8 protein-coding genes and 1 other annotated feature are annotated in these 12275 nt (G+C 46.9%); of the genes, 5 read left to right on the top strand and 3 right to left on the bottom strand.

Annotated features, from left to right (window positions below; genetic code table 11):
• The first annotated feature begins 316 nt into the window (after positions 1 to 316).
• Positions 317 to 1780, top strand: coding sequence for an IMP dehydrogenase (gene guaB / locus PQI28_RS15375; RefSeq protein ID WP_214697315.1), 1464 nt, complete (start codon positions 317 to 319; stop codon positions 1778 to 1780).
• A 41-nt stretch (positions 1781 to 1821) separates the two neighbouring features.
• Here the strand turns inward: guaB and PQI28_RS15370 are convergent, their stop codons facing one another.
• The 3 genes from PQI28_RS15370 to pdxR form a co-directional block, all read right to left on the bottom strand.
• Positions 1822 to 5244, bottom strand: coding sequence for an alpha-amylase family glycosyl hydrolase (locus PQI28_RS15370; RefSeq protein ID WP_339963810.1), 3423 nt, complete (start codon positions 5242 to 5244; stop codon positions 1822 to 1824).
• Between the two features lie 143 nt (positions 5245 to 5387).
• Positions 5388 to 6008: a class A sortase gene (locus tag PQI28_RS15365; RefSeq protein ID WP_339963809.1), complete on the bottom strand. Its 621-nt coding sequence runs from the start codon at positions 6006 to 6008 to the stop codon at positions 5388 to 5390.
• Positions 6005 to 7408 carry a MocR-like pyridoxine biosynthesis transcription factor PdxR gene (gene pdxR, locus PQI28_RS15360; RefSeq protein WP_339963808.1) on the bottom strand — a complete coding sequence of 468 codons (1404 nt, stop codon included), beginning with the start codon at positions 7406 to 7408 and terminating at the stop codon, positions 6005 to 6007. The genes PQI28_RS15365 and pdxR overlap by 4 nt, the downstream gene beginning before the upstream one ends.
• 287 nt (positions 7409 to 7695) lie before the next feature.
• On the opposite strand from pdxR, the gene pdxS reads away from it, so the two are divergent.
• The 4 genes from pdxS (at position 7696) to serS (ending at position 12063) form a co-directional block, all read left to right on the top strand.
• Positions 7696 to 8586, top strand: coding sequence for a pyridoxal 5'-phosphate synthase lyase subunit PdxS (gene pdxS, locus PQI28_RS15355; RefSeq protein ID WP_214697307.1), 891 nt, complete (start codon positions 7696 to 7698; stop codon positions 8584 to 8586).
• Position 8587: 1 nt separating this feature from the next.
• Positions 8588 to 9166, top strand: a complete 579-nt coding sequence (gene pdxT / locus PQI28_RS15350) for a pyridoxal 5'-phosphate synthase glutaminase subunit PdxT (RefSeq protein ID WP_214750030.1) — start codon at positions 8588 to 8590, stop codon at positions 9164 to 9166.
• Positions 9167 to 9251: 85 nt separating this feature from the next.
• Positions 9252 to 10499, top strand: coding sequence for a D-alanyl-D-alanine carboxypeptidase family protein (locus PQI28_RS15345; protein ID WP_214877049.1), 1248 nt, complete (start codon positions 9252 to 9254; stop codon positions 10497 to 10499).
• 18 nt (positions 10500 to 10517) lie between these two features.
• Positions 10518 to 10727: a binding site (T-box leader), on the top strand.
• Between the two features lie 52 nt (positions 10728 to 10779).
• On the top strand, positions 10780 to 12063 hold the full coding sequence (gene serS / locus PQI28_RS15340; RefSeq protein ID WP_339963807.1) for a serine--tRNA ligase: 1284 nt from the start codon (positions 10780 to 10782) through the stop codon (positions 12061 to 12063).
• Positions 12064 to 12275 lie beyond the last annotated feature (212 nt).

Raw genomic sequence — 12275 nt, 5'->3', positions numbered from 1 at the left:
TTAAGCGTCTCAGCGCCGAAAGTAGTTGGGGGATCTCCCCCTGTGAGGATAGGACGTTGCCAGGCAACAACAGAGAGGACGACCGAGCATACGCTCGGTCGTCTTTTTTGTATGTATGATGAAATCGAACTCCGTATTTATGTCCCTTTTATTATGAAACTCCGAACAATTCTCATCATTCATAGAGGAATGAACACAATTCTGACTTTTCTGAACATCGGGAATTGAATTGCACTTTTGCGTTATACCTGTTACCATTACAGAAATATTTCGAAACAAAGATGTAGGTAGAACGAGAAAGGGGCCATCAATTTTTATGTGGGAAAACAAGTTTGCAAAAGAAGGTTTAACGTTTGATGATGTATTACTCGTACCGAGGTTCTCAAATGTTTTACCGCGTGACGTTGATTTAAGCACAAAGCTCTGTGAAGGATTAGAATTGAATATCCCAATCATCAGTGCGGGTATGGATACCGTCACGGAAGCTCCGATGGCGATTGCTATGGCCCGTCAAGGCGGATTAGGTGTCATTCATAAGAACATGTCAATGGAGATGCAGGCTGAGCATGTCGATCGCGTTAAGCGCTCAGAGAACGGTGTCATCACAAATCCTTTCTATTTAACTCCAGATCGTCAAGTGTATGATGCTGAGTATTTGATGAGTAAATATCGCATTTCTGGCGTACCAATCGTCAACTCAGAAGAAGAGCGTAAGTTGATTGGTATTTTGACGAATCGTGATCTTCGCTTCATCAAAGATTATTCAACCGTCATCAAGGATGTGATGACAACGGAAAACCTCATCACTGCAAAAGTAGGTACATCGCTTGAGGAAGCAGAACGTATTCTTCATCAACACCGCATTGAGAAACTTCCACTTGTCGATGAGGCTGGCGTATTGAAAGGTCTCATCACGACAAAAGATATCGAGAAGGTCGAGCAATTCCCAAACGCGGCAAAAGACAAGCAAGGTCGTCTTCTTGTAGCAGCTGCAGTCGGAGTAACAAAAGATGCAGCCTCACGTGCTCAAGTACTTGTAGAAGCAGGCGTAGATGCATTGGTTATCGATACAGCACATGGACATTCGGCTGGTGTGCTTGAAAAAGTTCGTGAGTTGCGCGATACGTTCCCATCGCTCCCAATCATTGCAGGAAACGTAGCTACTGCTGAAGCGACACGTGCTTTGATTGAAGCTGGAGCATCGGTCATTAAAGTTGGAATTGGACCAGGATCAATCTGTACGACACGCGTCGTTGCAGGCGTTGGTGTTCCACAAATCACAGCTGTATATGATTGTGTCACAGAAGCAAAAGAGCATGGTGTATCAGTCATCGCTGATGGTGGAATCAAGTACTCAGGCGATATCGTCAAAGCCATCGCTGCTGGAGCAAACGCTGTCATGCTTGGTAGCTTGCTTGCCGGTGTGAAAGAGAGCCCAGGTGAGATGGAAATTTACCAAGGTCGTCAGTTTAAGACATACCGAGGTATGGGATCTGAAGCATCGATGAAGCGCGGTAGCCAAGACCGTTACTTCCAAGAAGCAGACAAAAAGTTCGTTCCAGAAGGAATCGAAGGACGTGTTGCCTATCGTGGCGAACTCGCTGACACGGTATATCAATTGATTGGTGGTCTTCGCTCAGGTATGGGATACTGTGGCGCTGCCGACATCCGTGCCCTTCGTGAAGACACACAATTCATTCGTATGACGGGTGCGGGTCTTCAAGAAAGTCACCCACACGATGTCAATATCACAAAAGAAGCACCGAACTACTCACGCTAATGTAAAAAGCCGCCATCCTGTACACTCAGGATGGCGGTTATTTATTTGCGCTTCTCTACTAAAATCACGGTACCCCCTTGATCTTGAGCAGGAAGTGAGACGGTGACTTTACCATTCTTTTGAACGATGTATTGTTTACCGCTATATCGGTCAATCAAAATGGTTTTTGCTTTATATGAAGTATTAAAGGAAACGGTTTGCGCTTTCTCTTTCGTATTTAATCCGACGAGAACCGACTGTTTTCCATAACTTCGTTTGAAAATCGAATAGCCGGCCTCAGAATTTGCAGCGATGGACGAACGTGTCCCTTTACTGAATACGTGCGAATAGTCTGCACGGATATTCAAAAGTTTTTGATAGTGCGTATGCATCGCTTTTCCTTCACCTTTGACGCGAGACCAGTCGAAGTCATAGCGATTTTCATTGAACTCGCCTTGATCCATATCGCCTGCATGCTTCCCAGATTGACCGACTTCTTCTCCGTAATAGATTACAGGCTGACCTTTCGCTGTGATTTGAAGAGAGGCTGCGACCATTTGCTTCCCAGTGTCCCCGCCTGCCCGTGAGACGAGGAAGCCGTCTTCATCATGACTACTCAAGAATTGTCCGAGCGTCGCTTCGTTTGATAATTGCGTATTACGATATTGAAGCGCCTTTTCAACGTCTTCGATATTGCCATTCACGAATCGTTCAGCCTGATATTTAAAATCAAAGTCGAGCAAGGAATCCATTTGACCACTTCTTAAGTAGCCGCCTGTGTTGTTGATACTCGCCCCATAGTGTTCCCCAATCAATTTGAAATTCGGCTTGATTGCCGTTAATTTATTTTTAAATGATTTCCACGTTGTGGAGTCCACGTGTTTGACCGTATCGACACGGAAGTAATCAATCGTGTTTCCATTTTTCGTTTTCGACCGTTTGATCCAATCTGTCTGCCATTTCACCAACTGTTCTCGAACGGCAGCTTCTTCCGTCTTGAAGTCGGGAAGACCGGATAGCGACATTTTGAGATCGTCTCCGTCGACCGGATTTTCACGAATCATCCCATCGAATACTTGTCGTTCTGCATCCGTTGGGAAGTTCGTAACGGATGAGCTTGCCCCAGGTTCCATTCCGTAGCCGGGATGGTTCAAGACGACGTCGACCATAATCTTCATTCCACGTTTATGCGCTTCATCAATCAGTTTATGGAAGGCAGCCATATCCCCGAGATGTTCATCAAGTTTTTCAAAGTTTTTGGCCCAATACCCATGATATCCATACTGAGAACCGTCTTTTCCATATCGTAAATCCCAATCGATGTTATCCACAATTGGCGTAATCCAAATCGTATTGATCCCAAGGTCGTCTAAATAATCGAGTTTTTTCGTGACACCTGCAAAATCGCCACCATGGTAAGACTCAGGATGATCTTTGTCATAGTATTCACGATTCGGATTGTCATTGGATAAATCTCCGTTGTAGAAGCGATCGGTGAGCATGAAATAGATGCGCGCCTCATCCCAGTCAAACGCTTGTTTTTCCTTCATCGTTTTAGGGACGACACGAACTGTTGTTTTCGAGCGATGAACGTTTCCGTATTGGTCGATTGCAGTGACGGCAAGCGTCTTATTTCCAGGTTTGACCGTGTCTTTCACCGCGATCGTTTGGGCGTTTAACGCACGATCAATGTGTAACTTTTCAGGACCGCCGAGTGGGCGTGCATCGATATAGAGTTCTCGGAGTGTCACACCTTTTGGCAAGGTCGGGTTTACTCGAACAACCGCATTTTCACGAGAGCTGATGGCTTTCGGACTGACAGAAGAAGTGAGTTTGACTGTTGGTTGACGATATTCGATTTGAGAAGCCTCGAAATAAGGATCTTTCACTTCAGTCGTGACGCCGTCCTTCGTGACGAGATACGTGTAGTCATGGATTCCTTCAGGTAAACGTACCGTGTGGCGGAACCACTCGTTTTCTGGCTCATAAGTCATCGGGTACGTCTCGCCATTGATTTTGAGTGCGACCTGATCGATTTCATCCATTTCTCCTGCTTCATAGAGTGCTACATCACGATAGAAGAATTGAACCCCATCTGTACCGTATTCGGGACCACTGATTGTCGGAACTTGATGGAAGGTACCTTTTCCGCTTTCGACGACGACCTTCGTGACGCGGTCTTCTCCGAGCGTGACGTATCTGTCTTCTCCATAAGCATCCTTAACGGCCCAGTCCGTGCCTTTTCGAATGACAAACCCAACTTTCGTGGCGTCTTGACCAACCGGGATACGGAAGATGGCCCCATCGTCAGTTATCCGGTATGGATCGATTTGTCCGTCTTTTTTCCCTGTGCTCCATGTCCATAAGTTCCAATCCGTATAGTCATGATCGGCACGGACATACTTCATTTCGATATAGCGTGTCGTTTCCCAAGGATCAGCGAGCTTTGTTGCTGTTTTGAAAGTAGTCGTCAATGCCGGGAGTGTTGTATTCGAAATCGTTCCAGTCACTGCACCTTCTGGAATAGTGGCCGTATATGACGTATTGAGAGCGAGAGCTTCTTTCGGTTGAAGTGTCACGCTCGTACCGTTCGTCGTCACATCAACGGGGACACGCGTCTCCCCTTGTTGTAAGGTAACCGATGTGGAATCCAAACGGACGGGTTCATTAAATGTCCACGTGATTGGAGCAGACACATCCACATCAATGGATGATGAGGCCGGGGTCACGGACGCAACTTCAAGTTGGTCGATCGTCTCTACCCCATTTAAGGTGAACGGGGCACTATAAACAGATTGTGTGGATGGCGTGGCGGACACGTTCCAACTATTGGCCAATTGATTGGCAGCATTACTCGGAATCGTATCGAACGCCCCATGTTCTCCGGCGTTATTTCCGCTTAATACAGTTAAGGCGCGGACTTGATCTCCATTGTTTAAGCCGAGTAATGACAGAGGAACTTTTCCTTCAAATCCTTTCGTTCGGTCTAAGGCAAAAGCCGCACCGTTCAACTGATTTAATTGCAAAAGTGGTTTCTCTTGACCAGCCTGATAAAGAGCAGCCTCTTTTACATTCTGATCGCCATCGACTCGGACGAGAATATGATACTGAGGCGCCTTGTCGACACCTTTAAAATCGAATGGATAACCGAGGGGATTCGTCGATACACCTGAATCTTCATCGTTGATTTGAAGGGCGATGTTGATATATTGCCCGTTGTCTCCCCAGTTCGGGACATTATTCGCGTCTACGTAAAAGTAAAGGTGTTGGGCATCATTGTTTATGTATAAATCACCGACATCAAATCCTTGCCATCCAGCAGTGGGAGAACTTGCGAGGGCGGGAATATTAGCCCAATCTGTTTTTGCCCCATCAATCGTGATTGCAGTCGGTTCAGCCAATGCGTTCATCGGAACACCGGCTTGAATGAGCAATGCACCGGACAGGAATAAAGTCGAAGCCTGACGAGCAGTTTTTTTCTTCATGAGACACCTCTTTTGTTTGAGTTAAATTGCACAATTTTATGCAAACGTTTTCAAAAATAGTTTAGCGGAAGTTGTAAGCGCTAACAATATGTTTTTGAAAAAACAATAAATAACCGCGTCTCCTGTTGGTTGAGGAGATGCGGTCATGATTCAATAGTGACGAGTGAACCTTTGACGATGAGTCGTTCCGTCGTATCGAACGTACAAGTGATTAATGTAAGGGTGGGAGTAGCTGTTTCATCCAATACATCAACTTGGTCAGGAGAGACGGTTTCAAGCGATGTCACGATATATTCGTAAGTGTGTGTATCATCTCGAAGATAGATTTTCATACCAACATGGACTTCATGGAGCGGACCGAATAGAGCGGTCGCATGTTGTAAATAATGACCGGCCAGTGCGTAATTGCCTTTTCCCATTTGTTGATCGGGACGCATGGTCCCCGCTCCGACGGCGAGACCCTCATCATCTAATCCTTTTATGATCGGGAGCTCCAGTGAAACATCTGGAATGGAAATGACACCGATTGTCGGCAACTGATGAAACCGATTGCGCGCTTGTAAGACGTCCGTAAAGGAAAGTGGCGTGACTGCCGCAAAATCATAACTTGACTCAATTTCACTCTTGTCTTGCAATTCCATATGTTCAACGACATATTGACTCGTTGAACTGGCGAGATTCTCTTTCCAAATCGAGCTCGTTAAAAAGAATAGACCGCTGCCGAGTAAACAAATTCCGATGATCCATCGAACATGTCGCTTCATGGAGTCGCTCCTTTCGGGATTGACCAGGCATTCATCAACTGATCAATCACATTCGGTAACGATGATTCAGGCAAGTGTGCAAAGCCAAACAAAAATTGTATGTGCGAATCTGGGTGTACGATGCGATAGTCGTTCATCGATTTGATGGCGATTTCCGACAATTCAGCGGATTGTTTCAATTCTTGCTCTGTCCGATCGCTGATGACGGTCAAGACAACGTGCAATCCAGCGCTCGCACCTGTCACTGTGACAATCGGTTCGAATGGGCGGAAGGCGGCGAGCACGATCTCTAACTTGCGGCGGTATATTTTTCGCATCCGATTCAAATGCTTCTCGAAGTCACCACTCGACATAAATAGAGCCAACGTATGCTGTTCGAATCGTGGGACGCTACACGTGAAGTAATGATGTCGCTCTCGGTAACGATTCAATAGAGGTGTTGGTAACACCATATATCCAATACGAAGGGATGGCATGAGTGATTTCGAGAAAGTACTGATATAGATGACACGTTCGTTCGGGTCCATACTTTGAAGAGAGGGGATGGGTTTACCACTATAACGGAACTCACTATCGTAATCGTCCTCAATGATATACGTCTGGTGAACGAGCGCCCAATTCAATAAACGTTGGCGTCGACTGACGGATAGGACAGTACCTGTCGGAAATTGATGGGCAGGTGTCACGTATAGCGCATCGATTTCATGGCGTTCGAGCTCACTGACACAAACTCCACTTTCATCTACCGGGATCGGGATAGAGGTGCGCCCCTGTTGCTCGAATAAAAGACGAGTGAGTGGATAGCCGGGATCTTCAATGCCAAAGACCGATGCGTCAGGTAACAAATCCAAAAGCTGTGGAAGGAGTTGTTCTGTCCCTGATCCGACGATGATTTGTTCAGGTGAGCACTGGACGCCTCGTGAATGATAGAGATAGGTCGCAATTTCCTGTCGTAGCTCGAGATCCCCTTGGACGGAACCTAGCGCGAGTAGTTCATGATGAACCTCATCGACAACGTTCTTGACGTGCCGTTTCCAACGTTCAAACGGAAAAGCGGTCGTATCGATTTGACTTGGCGATACATCGTACGTATACGTCTTTTTAGGTGGGGACGGCGTGATGGTGCTGCTCGATCGCCGGACGTACAGTTCCTCTTGCGGCAACACATAAAATCCTTTTCGGGGAACGGATTCAATGTACCCTTCGGCGAGTAATTGGGCGTATGCAAACTCGACTGTCGTCTGAGACACATCCAAAAATTGAGAGAGTTTGCGTTTCGAAGGTAACTTGGTACCCGTCTTTAATGTATCGTCGACGATAGCATCCCGAATGTGTTTATATAACTGCTCATATAGCGGGATGGACGAGTCTTGTTCAAGTGAGAAAGTAAGCATATCCATAAAACAATGTTCCTTTCTTTACGAACCGAAAAAGAAGTATAAGAGAAAACCGAGGATAATCAAGGCTGAGACAATTCCAGGTGTACCAAATGAGGCGCGATGACCTCCTTCAAACGGATCACGGTCGAACATACTGATTCCTCCTTTATACTTCAACACGTTCGAGATAGTAGCCATAGAGTTCTTTATCCAAACTGACCACTTTAAAAAATAAGAATCTGGCACTTTTAATATAGTCAATCCAGCTTATACTAGCAAGTAGAACATGAACTCATGGAGGGATTTCAATGGAAAAGAGACAAGTGGGAACAGATAAAGTAAAACGTGGGATGGCTGAAATGCAAAAAGGTGGCGTCATCATGGACGTCATCAACGCAGAGCAGGCGAAAATTGCTGAAGCTGCAGGTGCGGTTGCTGTCATGGCACTTGAACGCGTACCTTCGGATATCCGTAAAATGGGTGGAGTTGCCCGTATGGCCGACCCAACAATCATTGAAGATGTCATGGGAGCAGTATCTGTTCCGGTTATGGCAAAATGCCGTATCGGACATATCGCTGAAGCGCGTGTCCTCGAGTCGATGGGGGTCGACTTTATCGATGAGAGTGAAGTATTGACGCCGGCAGACGAAGAGTTCCACTTGTACAAACGCGACTATACAGCACCGTTCGTATGTGGAGCACGTGACCTTGGCGAAGCGGCTCGTCGTATCGGCGAAGGCGCGGCAATGATTCGTACAAAAGGTGAGCCAGGAACAGGGAACATCGTGGAAGCGGTTCGTCACATGCGCACCGTACAAGCACAAGTGAAGCGTCTCTTGTCGATGAGCGTGGATGAAGTCATGACAGAGGCTCGTGATCTCGGAGCTCCATTTGAAGTGCTTATGCAAATTCGTGAAGCGGGTCGTCTCCCGGTCGTTAACTTTGCGGCGGGTGGAATCGCGACACCAGCTGATGCTGCCTTGATGATGCATCTCGGAGCAGATGGTGTCTTCGTCGGATCTGGTATCTTCAAAGCGGAGAACCCAGAGAAATTCGCACGTGCCATCGTAGAAGCGACAACGTACCACGATGACTATGAGCGGATCGCACATCTTTCAAAAGGATTAGGTGAGGCGATGAAAGGACTAGACGTCCGTACGCTCAAAGATGAAGAACTCATGGCACCACGAGGCTGGTAAGATGGTAACGATTGGCGTATTAGGGATGCAGGGCGCAATTCGTGAGCATGTTCGTATGCTTGAAGCGCTCGGTGCTCAAACCGTTGTAGTCCGCTCGCTAGAAGACTTGAAAGCAATCGATGGATTAGTCTTACCAGGTGGAGAAAGTACCGCGATGCGACGCTTACTCGATCGTTATGAGTTACTTGAGCCACTTCGCGACATGGAGACGTTACCGATGTTTGGCACATGTGCCGGCATGATTCTTCTCGCGAACGAAGTCGAAGGGTATGACGCCCACTTAAAGAAAATTCCGATGACAGTAAAACGTAATGCATTCGGACGTCAGGTCGACAGTTTTGAAGTCGATCTTCCGGTAAAAGGAATTGATGAGCCAGTCGAAGCGGTGTTTATTCGTGCCCCACAAGTGGCGCGAGTTGAACCGGAAGTAGATGTGCTCGCTGAAGTTGAGGAAGCGATTGTAGCAGTTCGTTACAACCAGTACCTGGCTTGTTCGTTCCATCCAGAATTGACAGAAGATTTATCATTGCACCGTTATTTTATCGAGATGGTTAAAGAAAATCAGAAGCAATATGCATAAGTTTGAGGGACCTCATGGAAAGGGGGTCCTTCAAACTTATTTTTTGTTACACTGAACAAAGAAGCGTATAGAAAGGGGAAACTATGTGAAGGCTCGCTATTTAATCATGATGTTTGTTGCCATGTTGCTTGTACAAGTAATCGTACCCTCAGTCGCCTCTGCGGCCGCGCCAAAAGTCGACGCGGCGAGCGCGATGCTCGTAGACGTGACGACAGGGCAGGTCTTATTTACAAAACAGGAAGATGCCATGCTTCAACCGGCTTCGATCACAAAGCTGATGACGGCATTTTTGACGCGTGAAGCAATCGAAGAAGGAAAGCTCAGTTGGAATCAAGAGGTTACACCGAGTGACGCTGCCTTGGCGCTGACGAGAAAACCGGGACTTGCACGAATCCCGCTACTGAATAAACCGTATACCGTCAAAGAGTTATACGATGCAGCATTAATTCGTTCGGCGAACGAAGCGGCTGTGACGCTCGGGGAAGCGGTATCTGGTTCAGAAGAGGCGTTCGTCAAAGAAATGAATCGTCGAGCGGATGAGTTAGGGATGACACAAACGACGTTTGCGAATGCATCGGGACTCGATTCTGTGTCAGCCGGTCTACCAGGAGATAATTTGACATCTGCCAATGATTTAATGAAGTTGGCGATTGCGTATTTGACGACTTATCCGGAAGTGCTCGACGTGACGAAACGGGCATACGTGGATGTCGACGGTGTTCGCTTTGACGCGACGAACCGAATGCTTGCCGACCGGGATCTCGCCTATCCGGGGATGCTCGGCTTTAAGACAGGAACAACGAATGAAGCAGGCTATTGCTTTGTCGGTGTGTCGACACGGGATGGTCGCACTGTGTTATCCGTCGTTCTTGGCGCACCATCTGATGAGGGACGCTACGTCGCGACGAAAGCGTTACACGACTATGCATACGCAGATTTCGTCATGACACCGATTTTACGGACGGGGGAAACCATTTCGGAAACGGCAACGGTCTCTCAAGGTGAAACGGAACAAGTCGCTGTCCGGACGACGAATGACTTTGAAGTGTTAGTCGAAAAAGGGAAACCTGTCCCTGAACCGAAAGTTGAACTGCTCGAACTAGACGCTCCGGTCAAGGTCGATACACAGGCAGGTACGGTTACCATCGACTCCTCGGATCAAGTTCGCTATTTAGAAGGGGAGACGCCTCCGAAGATGACGCTTGTCACGGCAGAGGCGGTTGATACGGCTTCGTTTTTGACGAGAATGACGCGAGCATTTGTTGATTTCCTCGATCAAATCAGATTGGCACTTGGAAAAATCAGTCTTGTCGAACAAGTTCAGATGTTGTAAAGTAAGATTAATTCAATGACAGATGCGATGATGAGAATAAGTACGTTACGTACGTCTACTGACAGAGAGCTAGTGGTTGGTGCAAACTAGTGAGATGGCGTAACCGAATCGGCCTCGGAGCATTGACTTGGAAACAAGTCACGTTTGGCACACGTTACGTGCATCGAGTGGCTCATGCATTTGGGCAACGAGGGTGGCAACGCGGATCCAAGGTGGTTCGTCCCTTTCCTACGGGAAAGGGACGTGCCGCCTTTTTTATATGAAAAAAGGAGGAATAGCAATGTTAGACATTAAACGTTTACGACAAGATTTTGAAGGGATTAAAGAAAAATTAGCTTACCGTGGAGAAGATTTGAGTGCACTTGACCGCTTCCCGCAGTTAGAAGAAAAGCGCCGTGACTTGATTAACGAAGTGGAAGTAAAGAAAGCGAAGCGCAATGAAGCGACAAAACAAATCGCTGAATTAAAACGCAACAAACAAGATGCAGAAGGTCCAATCTTAGAAACACGCCGTCTTGGGGATGAAATCAAATTGTTGGATGTGGAGTTACGAGAAGTAGAGGCGGAACTCAACTTGATCTTGCTCAGCATTCCAAACATCCCACATGAGTCAACTCCAATCGGTGAGACAGAAGATGATAACGTGACAATTCGTGAAATCGGAACGAAGCCTGATTTTGATTTCGAGCCGAAGCAACATTGGGACGTGATGGAAGACCTAAAAATCGTCGATGTCGAGCGCGCAGGAAAAGTAACGGGTAGCCGTTTTGTCTTCTATAAAGGATTAGGTGCTCGCTTAGAACGTGCTCTGATCAACTTTATGATGGACCTTCATTCAGACGAGCATGGATACTCAGAAGTATTGCCGCCGTACATGGTCAATCGTGATTCGATGATCGGAACAGGTCAACTTCCTAAATTTGAAGAAGATGCGTTCAAAGTAGCGGATACGAACTACTTCCTCGTTCCAACAGCTGAAGTGCCAGTTACAAACATGCACCGTGAAGAAATCATCCCGGAAACACAGCTTCCGATTACGTATACAGCATATAGCGCTAACTTCCGTTCTGAAGCCGGTTCAGCTGGTCGTGATACACGTGGCTTGATTCGTCAGCACCAATTCAACAAAGTCGAGCTCGTCCGCTTCGTGAAACCAGAAGAGTCATATGAACAACTAGAATTATTGACAGGTCATGCTGAAGAGGTATTGAAGCGTCTTGGACTTCCGTATCAAGTACTCAGCATGTGCACGGCAGACCTCGGCTTCACAGCTGCGAAAAAATATGACATCGAAGTATGGATGCCAGCACAAGGGATGTATCGTGAGATTTCTTCTTGCTCTAACTTCGAAGATTTCCAAGCGCGTCGTGCGGGAATTCGCTTCCGTCGTGATGCCAACGCAAAACCAGAATTTGTTCACACATTGAACGGCTCAGGATTAGCAGTCGGTCGAACGGTGGCAGCGATTTTGGAAAACTATCAACAGGCAGATGGATCAGTCGTCATTCCAGAAGTGCTTCGTCCTTACATGGGTGGGAAAGAAAAGATTGAAATGCCGAACTAAACACTTGAGTCGCCTCGATTTTGAGGCGCTCAATTTTTTTTAATGTTTTTTCACAAAAGGGTTTGACATCTGTCTCTTCAGTTGGTACTATAAATCATGTCGAGCGACACTGTTGCTCACGAATTGCATATGAGCTTTGGAGGTGTACCCAAGTGGTTTAAGGGAACGGTCTTGAAAACCGTCAGGGGTGTAACAGCCTGCGTGGGTTCGAA

Source organism: Exiguobacterium sp. USCH10, assembly GCF_037619445.1.
Taxonomy (GTDB): Bacteria; Bacillota; Bacilli; order Exiguobacteriales; family Exiguobacteriaceae; genus Exiguobacterium; species Exiguobacterium aestuarii_A.
This window is presented reverse-complemented; position numbering and strand designations above follow the sequence as displayed.